13 protein-coding genes are annotated in these 17348 nt (G+C 33.5%); 1 reads left to right on the forward strand and 12 read right to left on the reverse strand.

Annotated elements, in window-relative coordinates; all coding sequences use genetic code 11:
• Window positions 1–191: 191 nt before the first annotated feature.
• From ACH3PA_RS05245 to ACH3PA_RS05270, 6 genes are all read right to left on the reverse strand, one after another.
• The gene (locus tag ACH3PA_RS05245) at window positions 192–1160 is read right to left on the reverse strand and encodes a hypothetical protein (protein ID WP_416446511.1); all 969 of its coding nucleotides are present in this window, start codon (window positions 1158–1160) and stop codon (window positions 192–194) included.
• Window positions 1161–1341: 181 nt separating this feature from the next.
• Window positions 1342–3654, reverse strand: a complete 2313-nt coding sequence (locus ACH3PA_RS05250) for an AAA family ATPase (protein WP_416446509.1) — start codon at window positions 3652–3654, stop codon at window positions 1342–1344.
• A gap of 130 nt (window positions 3655–3784) precedes the next feature.
• Window positions 3785–4831, reverse strand: a complete 1047-nt coding sequence (locus tag ACH3PA_RS05255; protein ID WP_416446507.1) for a serine hydrolase domain-containing protein — start codon at window positions 4829–4831, stop codon at window positions 3785–3787.
• A gap of 135 nt (window positions 4832–4966) precedes the next feature.
• Window positions 4967–6013: a serine hydrolase domain-containing protein gene (locus tag ACH3PA_RS05260; RefSeq protein ID WP_416446505.1), complete on the reverse strand. Its 1047-nt coding sequence runs from the start codon at window positions 6011–6013 to the stop codon at window positions 4967–4969.
• Window positions 6014–6101: 88 nt separating this feature from the next.
• The gene (locus ACH3PA_RS05265; protein ID WP_416448451.1) at window positions 6102–6869 is read right to left on the reverse strand and encodes a DUF6090 family protein; all 768 of its coding nucleotides are present in this window, start codon (window positions 6867–6869) and stop codon (window positions 6102–6104) included.
• Between the two features lie 134 nt (window positions 6870–7003).
• Window positions 7004–7357, reverse strand: coding sequence for a hypothetical protein (locus ACH3PA_RS05270; RefSeq protein WP_416448452.1), 354 nt, complete (start codon window positions 7355–7357; stop codon window positions 7004–7006).
• Window positions 7358–7714: 357 nt separating this feature from the next.
• Between ACH3PA_RS05270 and ACH3PA_RS05275 the strand changes: the two genes are divergently transcribed.
• Entirely contained in the window at window positions 7715–8326 is a 612-nt protein-coding gene (locus tag ACH3PA_RS05275) for a DEAD/DEAH box helicase (protein WP_416446500.1), read from the forward strand.
• 43 nt (window positions 8327–8369) lie between these two features.
• Here the strand turns inward: ACH3PA_RS05275 and ACH3PA_RS05280 are convergent, their stop codons facing one another.
• The 6 genes from ACH3PA_RS05280 to ACH3PA_RS05305 form a co-directional block, all read right to left on the reverse strand.
• Complete coding sequence (locus ACH3PA_RS05280) at window positions 8370–8759, reverse strand: DUF1398 domain-containing protein (protein ID WP_416446498.1); 390 nt, start codon at window positions 8757–8759, stop codon at window positions 8370–8372.
• Window positions 8760–8911: 152 nt separating this feature from the next.
• On the reverse strand, window positions 8912–9442 hold the full coding sequence (locus tag ACH3PA_RS05285; protein ID WP_416446496.1) for a 2'-5' RNA ligase family protein: 531 nt from the start codon (window positions 9440–9442) through the stop codon (window positions 8912–8914).
• A 117-nt stretch (window positions 9443–9559) separates the two neighbouring features.
• The gene (locus ACH3PA_RS05290; RefSeq protein ID WP_416446494.1) at window positions 9560–13018 is read right to left on the reverse strand and encodes a tandem-95 repeat protein; all 3459 of its coding nucleotides are present in this window, start codon (window positions 13016–13018) and stop codon (window positions 9560–9562) included.
• Window positions 13019–13944: 926 nt separating this feature from the next.
• Complete coding sequence (locus tag ACH3PA_RS05295; protein WP_416446492.1) at window positions 13945–14706, reverse strand: SDR family NAD(P)-dependent oxidoreductase; 762 nt, start codon at window positions 14704–14706, stop codon at window positions 13945–13947.
• A gap of 95 nt (window positions 14707–14801) precedes the next feature.
• The gene (locus tag ACH3PA_RS05300) at window positions 14802–15740 is read right to left on the reverse strand and encodes a helix-turn-helix domain-containing protein (protein WP_416446490.1); all 939 of its coding nucleotides are present in this window, start codon (window positions 15738–15740) and stop codon (window positions 14802–14804) included.
• A gap of 155 nt (window positions 15741–15895) precedes the next feature.
• On the reverse strand, window positions 15896–17161 hold the full coding sequence (locus ACH3PA_RS05305) for an alpha/beta hydrolase-fold protein (RefSeq protein ID WP_416446489.1): 1266 nt from the start codon (window positions 17159–17161) through the stop codon (window positions 15896–15898).
• Window positions 17162–17348 lie beyond the last annotated feature (187 nt).

Here is a 17348-nt window from a genome sequence, read left to right on the forward strand (position 1 = left end):
GAAAAAATACTTCTATTCTTTTTGGTATTGGGGAACCAAGATAACAAAAAAACGAAACGAAAAATTGAAATTAAATAATGGGTAATAATAAATTATAAAGCCCTTTTTTTTGAGGGGTTTTAAACTGAAATTGAAGAAACTGGTTTTGTTATCAACGCATGATTTTATGTATATGAAGAAGTCTGTCGCTTTTACCTTTCTATCATCGTTTTTCTTACCTCATCATATCTAAATGTAATATGATGTTTTTCAACATTCAACATAGTATCACTATTCTCATCGATTGTACCATAAACAAAAACGTATAATGCTACATTCGGTTCATTTGATTTGTTTTGAAATTCTGTAAATGCTTTTTCAAATAACACATTGTATTTGTTTTTTAATCTTGATAAAAGAGTTTTAGTTATGGATTTCTTATTAATCTTCACCGAATAATTGTCAATTTTCCCACTTAATTCCTCCTTATTTTGGAAACCGAGTAACGTGAAATAAACGCTTTCAGGATATTTATCAAAAACATTTCTATTTTTATTTGACAACATTAGCTTGCCATAAAATATTCTTTCATTATTTAATTTTACAGATTGTGTATAGCTTTTTATTCTTTTGAAAAAATATTGATATTCAATTTTTATTCCTTTTATTTCAATCTCAACATCTCTATTATAAGGAAAACTCAAATACCAGTCCACTATTCTATCTATACTTTGAACTTTGTTCTTCCTATCAAATTTGATATTTTCGCCGTCAAATTCATATAATTTTAATATTTCTCCACGACCTGTAACTCCTTCGTCATCTTCTTTATTTCCCTCTAAATGATTTTGATTTTCATCTAAGTCAATTTTCTCTTCAATTTTAAAAACCGAAGGATATCCAATTTTGTTAATTTGTGTGCTTGTTAACTTTTGATCCTTTCCTTTCTGATATAACTCATTTAAAACTGCATATTCACATTCTTTAATATGTTCTTGATTTCTATATTTTTTAAAATGAGGTCGTCTCTTACTATTTTTCTTAATACACGCAGGTGCCATTCTAATTGAACATTTTTTATCCACACAAACAAAAACTAATTCTTTATGGTTTGGATAAAACTGCAATATTTCATCCGCTAATACAATTGTATCAGTATTGTCTATTCTAGCTTTATTCATATACTTAGATACCTATGAAATTTTGGTTTGTACTTGCAGTTAACGGTTTGGCTATGCGCAGTGCAGGATTATAATGCACTTCACTTTCAGTTTGCTGTTATGTTTTTTAATATTCATTTACTTTAAATTTATCGCTAAAACCCGCATTACGTATAGCCGTATTTGTATGCTAGCTTTCTTTTCAGATTGCTTTTTTTAGCGATTCATAATGTTTTTCGTCAAGTTCCAAAAGACTTATAAGTTCATTGCAAGCGGTCGGCAGAACCATAATCAGTTCATCGTGTCTCGTTGCCTTTTCAAATGTTGTAAAGTGTGAGAAGTGGTTAAGAGTTTTGAAATTATTTACATTATCCACTAATTGAACAATCCTATTTTCTACACTATCAGGTTCATTTGGAATTTTCATTAGCGTGTATATTTCTAAAAACCTTCTTAAAGCATTTGGAATAAGTATATTATGAACATCTCCACCATTGTCAATATCTTGCTTGTATTTATAAATAAGACTAAAAAGATAAATATATTCTGATTTGTATCTTTTTAACGCCTTATCCAAACCTTTAAGAACAGAGTTGTCTGTATCTATTTTTTGAACTTGATAAAATCCAAAATTTGGTATTTCTTGCTTTTCTCCTGTCGTTGGATTCGTTATTTTTTTCTTTTTATTGAGCTGTGTTGAATCTCTTAAAAATGAGAAGAACTCAAAATTGTGAGTTGATATAAATAATTGCTTAAAACAGTTTACAACCTTGTCAGGATTATCCGCATCTATATTTTTTCTAAAAAAATAAGAGTTTATAAGAGAGTAAACTTGCGAAATATGATTGGTGTCTAAACTTGAAATCGGGTCATCAATAAAAACGATTGTCTTTTGCATTTCTTGTACACCAAGGCTTTCTAGTTCTACTAAAAAATAAGAAAACGCAATTGCTGTTTTTTCTCCTTCACTTAAATTTCTTGCTGGTCTTGTTTTGCGCAAAAGAATGAATTTATCATCTCCAGTAACATCAATTTCAATATCATTTCGATTAAGAAATTTTTGTATGAATTTATTTAATTCGTCTTTCCCTTTTGTAATTGTTTTTAATGAATCAAGTTTCTCCCGTTTTAGGCTTTCTTTTATAGTGATATAGTGGGCATATAGTCGTTGCCAATTTTGTGCATTTTGGCTCTTTTCTTTTTTGTCGAAATAATTTTCGTTTTTTAGGAAGTCGGCAATAAGGTGCTTTTTTAACTTTTCTCTTGCTGCATCACGCTGTGTTTCAAAGTTAGATATTAAAGAATTATGACTTTTTATAACTTCATTAACTTCCAAAAACCAATCTTCAATTTCCTTTAGGTCGTATTCAGTTTCTACTACTGAAATTTTGTTAAATATGTTCCCGTCTTCTTTTCTGGTAAGTTCACTCAAAAAGTGATTTAGTTCGAGTAAATATTTTGATTTGATTGAGTTATAGGATTTAATTTTTAAATCAATTGTTTCCCTAACTTTTTCTGTGAAGTCATTTTTACTTTTTGGTATCTCTATTGAATTAATCGCAGTAATTTCTTGATTAATCAAATCCCTCTGTGTGGAAATTCTATCTCTTAAATCTTTAGAAGCATTTGAGAAATAATTATTTAGAGAAGTTATTCTGTCATTTGTTACATCATTACCACAAAAAGAACAAGTATCTGAATTTTCTTCAAATTTTAAACCATCCTTTACCCAACTGTATAAATCCTTGTTTTTCTCTAAAATGTCAATAACAACGTCTTTTGCAGGTTCTTCTAAAAGAAGGTCGTTAACAGAAGTTTTGAAATCTAGTAGTTTTAATTCAATTTCAAATTCATCAAAAGGTTGAAAGTTATTAGTTGAATTTGACAATATTTTTAAATCTTCGATTTCCCTATTTTCAGCAATGATTAGTGAATCAAGATTGTCCTTTGTTATTGCACCTAAAGCTACTTTAAAATGTCCTTTGTCAAATGGAATAGTATTGTTAGAAATAATTAGTCTAATCGATTTGCTTTCTTCCCTAAATCGCCAATTTTCATATTCATTATAAGAATCAATAGGTGATTGCGTTAAAATCTTTCTCGATTTAACGTATTCAATTATTTCTTCTAATCTTTCAATCTCACTTCGGATTGTGGTGTTTTCTCCAACGTCAAATGCGATAGGCTCTCCCAATTCAGTTCTAGAATCCCAAGTAAGCTTTGAGTCGACATATTCCTTATTGAAAATAAAAACTGTTTTGTCATAAGTGTCTAAATTATCACTATCAAATTCTTGGTTATTTTCTTGTCGAAGTTTAAATTTTGCTTCTGGATAATCTATATGAATTGATTTATCTCGCAGTGAACAGAATATTCTCGATAAGGTGGTTTTTCCTGAATAATTCCAGCCATATATAATATTTTTCTCCTTGAAATCTTGAAGAGTAGAATCTCTATTCCAATTAAAATCATTGAAAACTCCAAATTTTTCTATGGTAAGTATTTTTTCTATCATTTGGTTTTTTCAGCTTGCATACAACTTGTTTATAGCAACACTATTAAAAATAATTATACAATTTCTGCGGATATTAGCACTAAACTAACCAATTTCATTTACAACACTTTACGGTTTTCCGTAAAAGCGCTTAATTATGTTTAGCCTTCTCACGTTTTAATATTTCTACAACACGACTGTATATGATTTCAGATAAATTCCAGTCATAGCCGTCAAAGTTGGTCGTGTTTACAAACTGTATAACAACCGTGTCTATGTCTTTGTGGTATTTTGCTATACTTTGATAACCGGGAATGAGACCGGTATGTTCATATTTGTAAATGGAAGAATAGATTTCCTGCTCCTTCTTTGTCAACAAAGAACCATCGTTTAATGCCCGCAGGAATATGCCCACGTCTTCTGCGCTGGCAATCATAGAGCCGTAGTCTGTAGTTTTAATATCTTCTTCAACACCTACGTAATAACCGCTCATTAGATCATCCATATTTATATCATGAATAGAAACGAATGTATTTTTAAGCCCCAGCGGGGCTAGAATTACCTCCTTAAAATATTGAAATTTATCGCCACCTGTAACCTTTTTTATGAGTTCTGAAATCAACAAATAATTGGTGTTTGAGTACTCATAATCTGTGTCCGGTTCAAAGTCTGCAGGGAGATCAAGCACACGCTCAAGCGCTTCCCGGCTGCTTTTAGGCGGATTTACCCAGAAGTCTGGTGTGTTAGTTAAATTAGGAATTCCGCTACGGTGCTGCACCATCATGCGCAAGGTGATCTTTTTAGCATTTTCAATTCTTCCTACAAGTTCCGGAAAGTAATCTGCAAGTGTTTTATCTAAAGACAACCGATTCTCGCTTACCAGTTTTGTGATCGCGACAGCATGGTACAATTTGCCAATGCTTGCAATTTTAAACAACGCGTGAGGATCTGCCGGAATTTTATTTTCTCTGTTCTTCCAGCCTGCGGCGTAGAATGCAGGTGGTTTACCGGCTTCATCAACATAGACGATCATACCGTCAAAGCCATATTTTATGCCTTCTTCAAGTTGTTCTTGTTCGGTATCTGGCAGTGGCATTATCCAGGCTCTTACTAAAATCCACGGGACGAAAGCCAGAGAGCCTATACTTGCAAGAATAAATACAATTCTGAGTATATTTTTGATGCGTTTTTTGGTCATGCTCCCTTATTCTAAATAATTTGATTTTATTGACTTTCTTTTGAACATATCAGTTTTACTACACTAAAAAGAGTTTGTTATATATTCTATGTTTTGGGGTTTTTAAGCTGATTTTTGAGTGTTTTAGGGAGGTTTTTACACGCTTGTTTTACGTATAATTTTTAAAATACGGTTATAGACAACTTCCGTTATATTCCAGGTAGTGCCACCGCTTGTATTTGTAAACTGAATGACGACCGTATCTATATCTTTATGATACCTCGCAATGCTGGAATATCCCGGCAATAATCCTGTATGTTCATATGTATAAATAGATGAATAAATTTCTTGTTCACTATCGTTTAGCAAAGAGCCATCATTTAAAGCTCTCAGGAAAATGCCCACATCTTCTGCTGTAGCAACCATTGAGCCTGCCGGACTTACAAAATCATTATTTTTTAAATCGCCATCGTAACCCACATCATAGCCACTCATCACGTCGCCTAAATCTCCTACTTCACTGAGTAGACTGTAGGTATTGTTTAGCTTAAGCGGAACCAAAATTTCACTCCTGATATATTTATGATGGCTATATCCCAACGTTTTATCAAGTATCTCGCCTATCAACAAATAATTTGTGTTTGAATACCTATATTTTTTATCCGGTTTAAAGTCGGCTGGTTTATCCAGAACCAACTCAAGTGTTTTTTTGTTGTCTTTAGGTGCATTCTCCCAATAGCCGGGAGTATCTGTAAAATTGGGAATACCACTTCTGTGCTGCACCATCATTCTCAAGGTAATCTCCTCTGCATTTTCAATTCTTCCCTGCATTTGTGGCAGGTAATCTGCGAGCGTTTTATCAAGAGACAACTGTTTATCGTTTACCAGTTTTGCGACCGCAACAGCAATATATAATTTGCTAATGCTGGCAATTTTGAATAAAGCTTTGGGATTGGCCGGAATTTTCTTCTTTCGGTCATGCCAGCCAGCTGCGTAAAATGCGGGCGGCTTCCCGCCTTGATCTACATAGACGATCATTCCGTCTAAGCCGTTATCAACAGCTTGATCAACTTGCTCCTGAACTGTTTCTGGTGTTGGTAAAACCCAGGCTTTGACGACCTTCCACGGTACAAACGCCAAAGAGCCTATGCTTACAAGAATAAGTACTATTCTGAATATTTTTTTAATTTGCTTTTTGGTCATGCTCCTCTATTCTAAATGAAGATTTGTTTTATAGACTTTCTTATTGCAAGCGCTTTTTTAACAAATTTAACAATTAGCGGAATATGACCTAATCGTTTGTAATCGCATCGATCTCGTTGACAACGTTTTCACCAACGTTTTTTAATTGTTTGTACTGATTAACCATAGTTTCAAACTGAAATGCAGCTAAACCAATTACATTTCTATACGATGGAGTTGCGGTATATGCTGCAAAAACCTCGTAATATTCAGATTGTGGCGTAGCTCTTAATGCAAGAGAATCAGGTGGTAAAAAGGCAGAAGCGAGAATTAAGGAGGTGTCAAAATGGGTTGAAAGATAGGCCTCCTGATTTAAAACATAGTCGTTGTAACTCTTTTCATTTTCGGCAATTTCTTCTACCAGGCTGTGGTATTTAGTTAAAAGTGAATCTAATGGCGTATTGTTTATCTTACCATAATAACCCGAGTTTTTTAATGCATCATAACCGCCGGTATTCGCCTTAAAGTAGTAATCTGCAAAAGCAACGCCGCAAGACATTAATAGTAAAAGATCTTCATCTTCCGTTTTATCTAATATACGCGTTCTGGCCTTTTTACATACATTGGCCATTTGGGTTCTATACTTTGTGATGGTATCCAGCTGATGCAGATCTTCACCAGTATGAGATTTAATCTTGCCTAAATACTCATTTAGGGCATTATTATCTTTTACAGATTCATTCCAGTTATTGATTTGTAATGCGATAAGAATACCAATAACCACGAGAGCAATTTCGCCAAGAGCGTATTTAAGATATTGACCTGTTTTACCTTCTGAAAGTAAGTTTCTCCTTAATTTTCGAAAGAGTTGAATCATTACGTCTTGTACATATCGGTTTTGCTAAGCCGAAGAAAGTTATTGCTGCTTTTTTGGGGTTTTTAGCCGATTTTTGGGTGTTTTAGGGTTGTTTTTAATGGGGTTTTCTCAAACACTATTTCTGAAAATCAGTATTAGCGAGTAGTTTTATTCCGTGGTTTTATTATCGCTCCTATTAAATTAATGGGGTAAATTATTTGGGCGAAAATTGTAATTATGACCAGCGCATAAATTACCATGGTTAAATTATTATTGAACTTATATTCCATTATTGATTCTCTGAAAAGTTGAGTCAAAATCCAGACGGTTAGTATACCACCCACAGTAAGGGCAACATGAATAAGGTTAAGCCATTTAGAAAGCTTCCTTTTTGCTTTTAGCATTAGGTAATACCCCAGTCCCATAAAACCAAAAAGAGCAGATATCATGATGATCAAAGCAGTTTTGCTAAAAACATAATACGTATCATAAATATTAATATCTAGCATTTCGTTTCTGTTTAAAATGCTTATTAGGACTAATACAGGAATCGAAATCCAAAAAATTAAATGCGGCTTTTTCATAATTTGTCTATTCATAATTGCGTCTGCTATTGTAGAATTGAGGTTCTTAGAGAATTAAAATTCAAATTAGATTATGGTATTGATAACCAATTTATTAATTTTTTTAGTTATCAATGCTTTTTTCCAGATAAAAAGTGACTTTTATTCCTATTAGCTGAGGAAATAAGTTGTTATTTATGTTGTCATAATGTAATTAAGCAGTTCAAAAATTATAAAGTAGATGCAAATTTAAGCACCCTTTTAATTTCGACTACCTTTGTCACAAATTCAGGAATCACATTTATGTCGTTTAAAAAACTAATAGAGCCTTTAAAAGATACTTTAGCTTTTAAAGGTTTTGAAGAGCCGTTAGCCTTTCAGAAAAAGATACTATCTAAAATTAAAGGAGGAACAAGTTTGTTTGCCATTGCGCCGGAAGGTGCAGGTAAAACGACAAGCATTGTTATAAGTGTGATTCAGAAATTAAAAGGTAAAGCCGTAGAAGATGCTCCCCGTGTATTGATATTTGTTAAGGATAAAGCAGCCGCTCTTGAGCTGGAATCTCAATTTATCGCTTTTAAAAAGGGAACAGATCTACGTGTGTATTGCGCTTATGATGAAAAAAGTATAGACGACCAACGCGATGAGATCTATAACGGGACAGATATCGTTATTGCTACTCCTAAACGCCTAAACAAGATCTTTTACCTTAACGGAATCAACCTCAACAAACTGCAAATGTGCATTGTAGAAGATGCTCAATTTTTACTGGGGAATAGCAGTTTTGCTCAGGTAAACCGCACTCCGGAAAGTATAGGAAAATGTCAATATTTAATTTTTAGTGAAAAGTTTGACAAACGCTTTGAAAGCTGGCAAGAGTCGTTTATGAGTAATTCTGAGGTTGTAGAAGCTTAAGCTGTAATTACGAAAACCAGCAATCATTTTGATAAAGTAATTTTTATTGGGGAATTAATTCAACCAATATTTCGTTTTTTGCTTTGTCATAATAGGTACATGTCATTTGCTCTATGTTCACTGTCCATTGTTCAATACCTGATTTAGCACAGTCATTACAAAAGGTAGGATAATTTGTTTTTCCTTGTTGATGAGCTTTAATGTCTTTCTTGAATTGGTCAACATTTGAGGTTTCAGCAAGTGCAAGAGTATCATACTGTGCAAGGCTGGATTTTTTATAATTATTTTTCCCAAAATAGTCTGTATGTCCGTCAGATACAAAAGACTGATAATGCATTATACCCAGTTTCTTAAGGTCCTGAATATATAAGGGAAAGTCTGCACCTGACTTTACTTTACTGTGAGCAGCTTTTATTTGTTCTATGGTAAACATTATTTTTTATTTCATTAATTCAATTTGTTTAATATCTTATTAACTGTCTATAAAATTTTCAGCTACATTGTTTTATATCAGGCTATTACTAAGATATCAAAAATAGGTTATCGAAATAAAATCTGAAACGTGTTTCAATAGCAAGATACCATTCACGACGTAGTATTACTGTTGCGTAAAGCTTTATTTACAATATCAAACTCTTCGATTATTGCCCATTTTCCGCCGTTTTTTTGCTCAATTAAGCTGATTTTTTCAAATAACAATTTGGCAGGTAATTTATGTTTTTTAATATTCTCAAATATTTCATCATTACAAGTTGAATTGCGAGGATGCATTAACGTTATATGTGGAAACTGTTCATTTAACAGTTGGTCTTTTCCCAAAACCAGCTTTCTTAATTCCCAAAAATCATAGTTTTTATTGGTTGCAGGTAATAAAACTCCTTTTCCGTCAGCAAAGCGTTCAACGCATTTAAATTCAATTTGAATTGGCTTTTCCATTTTGATTGATTTAACACGCTCAATAACACCTTCTATATCCTCAATTTCTTCTTCCCTACAAAGTGTAACGTGAGGTGCAATCAGTTTGCACTGTTCAGGATTAAACTCGGCTCGAATTTTTTCAATATCTGAATTTGATTCTAAAATGAATAAAGTCAATTGTTTTCTAATTACGTCCATTTTTCGTCAAAACGTCTTATAAGCACTCTTTTAAATTACAATAAAAGAAAGAAAAAAGGCGGAATCTCCTTTTGGAAATTCCGCCTTTAAAAAGCTCTTAGCGCTTCTTCTGGGGTCCTATTTTTTGATGAAACTTCTAGTTGTCATACCTTCTAAAGTAAATACCTTGATGAAATAAGTTGCAGGTGCAAGGTTACCTACTGAAAAGCTTTTTTCTCTTGTTTCCATAACGCGCTGTCCCAACATATTATAAATTTCACCTCTTATTAGTTCTACACCATCGCTTAATTTAATGTTCAATGTGCTGGTTGCAGGATTGGGATAAATCTCAAATTGTTTAACAGCATTATATTCATTTGATGAAAGGGAATTGGCTATAGTTTGAAAGTTTGATCGTATTTCTGACGAAGCATTTGACTTTTCAATAGAACAAGGATCTACTTCAATAGAAATATAGTATTCATAATTGTTGATGTCAGCATTTGCCGTTGCATCATTAAATGAATTACTGTTTGCTGAAACGGAGCCTATAATTTCAAACGCCTGCTTATTTGTGCTTCTATAAATGTTATAGGTAGTATAGTATGCTCCTTCATAATCAGACCAATTTAAATTTATAGATTTATTAGCTGCAATGCTACTTTGCAATAATATGGTTTTATGCGCGTATGAATTTGGTGAGATAGAGCCACAATTATCTACCAATCTTACTTTATAATTATAAGATTGTACTGTATTATCAGATGTTTCATCTAAATATGAATTTTCTGTAGGTGAGATCATACCTATAGATTGATAAACACCGGCAACATTAGTCTCTCTTAAAACATCATAAAAAGCCACATTATAGTTCCCTTCATTATTTATATATATTCTGTTCTTTTTAAGCTCTTTATCATCGCTTGAAACATGACAAATACTTAAACCATAATATTGAGGGATTAAATTGACATACATTGATCTGGTGTATGTAAAATTATCATCTGTAACTCGTACGGTATAATAACCACTAATTAAATCGGTTAAAACCGGATTATTTTCCTGACCGGCCGGTATTGCTCCTCCATACGATGCAGACCAACTATAAGTTATTGGTCCAGAAGATTGATTAACACTTGTAATATTTATAGAACCAGAACCAGCAGCTCCTGCACAATAAGAATCAACCAGTTTATATGTTATACTAATATCATTAATGTTAATCACATCTAATACAAAAGATTTTTCAAAAGATTGATCGTTAGCATCTGTAACTTTTACACGAATAGATAAGGTTTGTTGTTCTTCATAATCAAATGATTTATTGCTGTAAAGATATCTTCCACTAATAATGAAACCTTCATTGTCATCATCTCCCTCACCACTTACAAATTCAAACGTATGGCTGTCTGAAGGCAAATCAAGATCTACAGCAGTAAATGTAGCTACATTGCTGTACGCGTAATTATAGTTTTCCTGAATAGAATTGCTAGACAAAAGAATATCTGTAGGAACATTGTCATTTACTGGATCTACGTTAATAGATACTGTTGCAATTTCGCTATCAAGAAGCCCATCATTAACTTTATAGGTAAAATAATCTTCAGTTGTGTCTGAACCGTCGTGCTCATAATCAAAAGTACCATCTTCGTTGAATACTAGTGAACCATGGCTGGGCTCTTCTACTAATATTGCAGTCAAGGGATCATCTTCTGCGTCTCTGCTGTTATAAAGTACACTTGAGTAATTGTAATCTACAATATTTGAACTACCTCCCTCGTCAACTATAACAGAGTGATGACGTGCCGTAGGCTTGTCATTAACAGCATTTACTGTTATGGTTATAGTCGCAACCTCACTATCATTTTTTCCGTCATTTGCAACTACTGTAAAACTATCTGTCCCATTAAAATCTTCATAAGGCATATAACCTGCGATATTTTTGTCGATATATATTGAACCGTGTGGCGATCCTGAAATTACCTTATAGGTAATATTATTACTATCAGGATCGTATGCATTCAAGGCAATAGTTACCAGCATGTCTTCATCTGTAGATACAGACTGATCTGACAATTTTGGGGCAACATTAATTTGACTTGCACGAGTAAACCAACTTTCATTACCATCTGTCATATCATCATTTCCATCTGCGCTAGCATCATATGCTGTGATAGCATATTCTGTACTAATATCTCCACCACTAAGGGTATAAGTCGTCACATTGCCAAGGTCTATAGATGTGGAATATGAATAACCAGTAGGATCCCCATAATACAAGCGATAACCTGCAACGTCTGATTCTTTATTGGCACTCCAGTTCAATTCAACACCAGAATCAGTTATAGTTTTTGTGAAATTAGATGGCAGTGAAATAGGAGCATCAGTATTGTAATTATCTAAAAATGGAGTGTAATCTATGGCTCCTTTATTCACATTATCGCTGGCGTCATAAAGCAAATCCTTAATTTCTGACTCATCATTTGTCCCCCAATAATTATTTTCTAATTTTAAAGGGGACGTAGTGTTATTTTTTACATTATATAAACTATTTGATATGAAGTTATTATCAGCAATATTTAAATATCCCTTAAATTCTATTGTCAATGCTGTATTAAAATTTGAAAAAGTACTGTTTGTTATATTAGTGCTATCTCGGTCAATTGTCAATCCATTAATTGACAATTTTTTATCATAACCTATAAAACTAGAATTAGAAATCTGAGGATACCCAACCTTTATCAAACTATTTATAGAATTACCTGAATAGAAAATACTATTCTCAGCAATAAATTTAATATTGCTTAAATCTAAAATTGAGGCAATGAAAAATGAATTTAAAACTTTGACAGGACCAATGGTTGTTGAAGTGTTTACTTTAGAATTATAAACCGTACTGCCAACATATGACAAATTAGCAAAACAGCAACCCATAGTCATCTCAGAATTTTTAATTATGGAATTAACAAAATGAATTCCATAATTTTGTGACTGTGATTGAATAATCGCATTATTAATAGTACAATTAGTCAACGTTATAGGTTCACTAAGCCCATTATAAAGTCCTATTATGCTTAAATCATTAAAATTAGAATTTTCAAATTTTAATTCGGCTGTCGTCGCGTTTCCATCTGTATATAAAGATGCTTTATAAAAATCAGAATGGGTAATGGTTAAGATACCGGTATTCTTAAAATTAGTTTGTGAATGCTGACCTATCTGTATACCTTTTTGAGGACCAACGAATTTATTATAGGTTATTATACTATTAGACAGGTTGGCATTTTCATACACAAGCATTGGGTTGCTATTTTCATATGAGTTTCCATTCCATGTGATGGGCGACTCACTAGTACCGGAAGCAATCAGTACACCTCTGATAAACATTTTATAACTATTAGTGTAGTTGATTATGACCCCAGGTTCTATTGTTAAGGTAACATCCTCTGCTAGGGAAGTTTCTCCTACAATGTTATAGGGGCTATTTTCTAAACTCCAAGTAGTGTCTGCAGAAATAGCGCCAGAAATATCAGTCTGGGCAAAAATTGCAGACGATAACAGAAGAAACAGATTTAATAATAAGGTAGTTTTTTTCATAGATTGTGATGGTTATACAATTTTCTTATAATTCATATTGGTAAAATCATCGTAATGCGCAAACTAACTACACATGAGATTATAGTTTAGTTCTTCAGGAAAGAGGGAAAGAGAATTAAATAGGATAGCTTTAAGACTAAAAAATAAATTCCCTTGCTCTAACTTCTTGACATTCTATATCATCACGGTTATTAGTATAATTTTAAGAGATCAAATTAATGTCTGATTTTGCTGTATTTGATATCAAATAAAATGTCTAATTTATTCACGCTGACATATACTCACTTGAAACAAACAAATCAATCAGCAACACATTAAATCACAATACCCCGAATAATGTAATTTCCATTTGTACATTATTAAGTATTCAAACATATTCTTAAAGCTGGAGAAGGGATTAGTCTTAATTCGGGGTCAAGATAATTAAAAAAACGAATTACCATCGATTAAACCCTATTTTAGTTAAAAAGCGATATTTTATAGATGAAGTCAATCGGGCTTAAATCATAACACACCCTACTAAAATCACAAGGCTTATAATACCTTCTTTTTGTATTTTTTAAAGTTTTACTTGTTTTAGATATTACGGTGATTGCTAAAAATGATAGGATTAGTTATCACTAACAATCTTATTGTAGATCAATTTTTTCTGTGATGTCGCACTAAAAATTCAGGAGAAATAGAGTCCTTTTTTTGATATTCATAATGAGAATGAACTTGTCATAAGGCTTATACGTTAAACAATAGTTCATTTTATAAACATAACTTCCTTGACTTAAGTCAGAACTATAGGATAAAGAATCTCACTTAATCTTACAGAGCTTATTTAAGCAAATTCATTAATAGCAATTTACGCTTTAACTGAAATAACAAAAGGCTTTCGCGTTAAGCAAAAGCCTTTTAAATCTTAATTACTATCTATAATTCTATAGCATCATACCGCCAGAAACCTCGATACGCTGACCGTTAATCCAGCCTGCATCTTCAGTACACAAAAAAGCAACCACACCACCTATGTCATGAGGCAAGCCAACTCTGCCCAATGCGGTTACACTTGCGATCTGATCATTTACCTGTTTGTCATCGCGCACATGACCATTGCCAAAATCTGTCTCTATCGCTCCCGGAGCCACACTATTAGCCGCTATCCGGCGAGGTCCTAACTCTTTTGCCAAATACCTGGTAAGAATTTCTATAGCGCCTTTCATTGAACCATAAGCAGAAGAACCATTAAATGAGAAACGCGCCAGACCTGATGATATATTAATAATACGACCGCCATCATTTAAAAATGGCAATGCCTTTTGCGTTAAGAAGAAAACGCCCTTATAGTGCACATTTAAGGCAGTGTCAAATTGCTCTTCCGTAGTTTCGGCAAAAGGAGCATAAAGCGCTGTACCCGCATTATTAATCAAAAAATCAAAATTCTTGCTTCCCGTACGCTGCTCTAAGGTTGATGTCATCTCTGCAAAAAACGGGTCAAACTGCTTAATATCGCCTGTATCGAGTTGAAAAGCGAACGCCTGTTGCCCCATTGCTCCTATCTCTGTTACTACTTCCTCAGCCTTTTCTTTATTGCTGTGGTAGGTGATCACAACATCAATCCCCCTTTTTGCTAAAGCTATTGCCATATTTCTGCCCAGACCGCGGCTGCCACCTGTTACGAGTGCTATTTTACTTGCTTCCATTTGTATGTGTTTTAATTATAAGACAAAGTTGGTATATAAAGATGTGCACCTATTTGCGAATATCAAACTATGATTTGTAAAATTCAAATATGCGCTTATGCGCGAAAGGTGAGCGGGGCAAGAGCAGTTTGCTTTTTAAAAAAGTTTGAGAAATGTGCCACCTCTTCAAAGCCAAGACTATCTGCTATTTCAGAAATATTCCAGTCTGTTTGTTTAAGCAGTATTTTAGCTTCCAGAATAATGCGCCCGGTTATCATCTCTGTTGTGGTCTTACCCGTGTTTTCTTTTAGAACCTTATTGAGATGATTCACATGAATAGCAAGCCTTTCGGCATATTCTTTTGCTGTACGCAGTTGCAATTTCTGGCTGGGTGACTCGATGGGGAATTGTCGTTCAAGCAATTCTACAAACAACGCAATTATGCGCGACGAAGCATTTTGATTAGCATGCAGCGCAGTTGCCGGCTGTAATTTTTGACCGTAATGCACAAGTTCTACTACATAATTACGAAGCAGATCGTATTTAAATTCATAGTCTGAAGCGATCTCCGTTTGCATCTTTTTAAAAATCAACTGGATCTCATCTGCCTTAGGATCATCAATTTCAAAAACAGGATAACCGCCAGATTTAAAGATAGGCAGCTCGTCTAGCACAACACCGCTTTTATTCTTAACCATAAAAGCGTCTGTAAATACACAGAAAGAACCCGACTGATTTTCGGCTTGAGGAATCCAATGATACGGCACTTTAGGCGTTGCAAAAAGAAGAGCGTTCTTCTGTACTTCTATCACCTTATCTGCATACTCTGCTCTGTTTTTACCCCTAATAAGACTTATTTTATAATAAGATCTGCGATTGTAAGGCATTATCTGCTTACGTTTTACCTCGTTTAAAGTTTTGTAGATATCAAACACATTAAAATGACCTACTTCTTTATTTATTCCGGGCGGAAGCAGCGTTTTTATGTCTCTTCCGGTAAATGCTGCAGCTTCTTTGTAGAACTCTTCGAGTGAAGTGCTTTTGAATGTTTTCATCACGAGGTCATTTGTAAAATTCAAAGATACAAAAGGAATTGTATGCTTTGTATTCACAAAATTTTATTCAGAATAGAAAGTGAAAATCGGCTAAAAAGGCTCAAAATCGGTACAATTTGCCTAGAAATCGCTCATATTCTATTCGTGAAAAAGGATTATTTTTTGTGTATGCTTTGCTTCAGCTTTTCTATTCTATCTCTATAATTGTCACTCCCACTAATTTCGAATGCTTTACTCACATATTTCAAAGCATTGACGTAATCTATTGAGGCTTCATAGTAATCTGCCATTGAATCATATGCATTAGCGCTTGCCGGGTAATATTTGATCCCGAATTCAAAAAACATCTTAGATTTTTCCGGCTGCTCCATATCCATACTCATGTATCCCAGCATATTAAGAAGATCTTCCGGATAAGGAGGGACAGCGTAACCAAAATGCTTTTTTAGTTTGTCTGCCCTGTAATTTATGATGGCAGTCAACTCATCTATAGGAGTATCAGGAGAATTGAATTTATCTGTATTTTCCATCTGAAACCATTTAAAGACAGCAATTAAGCCATCTTTAATTGATGGAAATGCGATTGTACCATGCAACTCTTCTTGATAGAATTTCCAATTAAAAGAAAGTTGATTATTTTGATTTTCACGCACAAATTCTGAAAACATAATATTGCTTCTAGCGAAAAGTGTGAAGTCTGTAGTATCCTGCATCACATTTTCAATAGTGATATTAGGATCCTGCATATTTAGCTGGCCGCCCAAAGAAACAAATAAAGATTTCCCATTAAAATTTTGAGCAGATAAAACCTCTTTAGATCTATGAATCATCTTTTGTTTATCCCAATCTAAACTGGGATCAATGGCAATATAATTGGCAAACAAGGACTTATGCTCAAGCAGCGAATAGATGGTAAATAGGCCGCCGTATGAATGACCAATGAGGGTTCTAAATTGAGTAACAGGATACTTTTGCTCGATATAAGGAACAAGCTCATCTTCAATAAAACTAAAGAAGTTTGCCGCCTGCCCATTTTCTAAATTAAAGGGCATACCATTTATAGTAGTCACCGGTGAAGTAGTAAGATCTCGCACCCTGTTCTCCCGATTAGAAATACCCACAACTACCATTTCTGGCATAAAACCGCCACTGTAAAAGTCTAACACATTAGTTACTGTGGGAAGAAATACCTCACCATCTAAAATATAAATAACAGGATATTTTTGTTGACTACCTGCCGTGTAAGAAGCAGGCATTTGTATGTAAATTTCCCGATTTTCATTAAGTACTTTAGAGTATAAGCTGTCTAAAACTCCCTCTTTTTGCAAGAAGTGATCTTCTTGTATTTTCTGTGCGTTGCCCCTATTTTGAAATACAACAATAAGAAAAAGAATTAAGAGTACTGATAATTTAGCTTTCATTATAATGGCCTGTAAATGAATTATTAATCTATTAAATATACCACTATGGTTTTAAATGAAAATTGAAGTGCAGTTAAGAGCAGGAATATTAACTCCTATAATATTACGAGAAAAGTTTTCGCTTAAGCGAAAACTGATAACAACCAATTTTAACCTTAGGAATTCCTTAAAAAAAGCGACTGAAAAT

It is taken from the genome of Leeuwenhoekiella sp. A2 (assembly GCF_047946655.1).
GTDB lineage: Bacteria > Bacteroidota > Bacteroidia > Flavobacteriales > Flavobacteriaceae > Leeuwenhoekiella.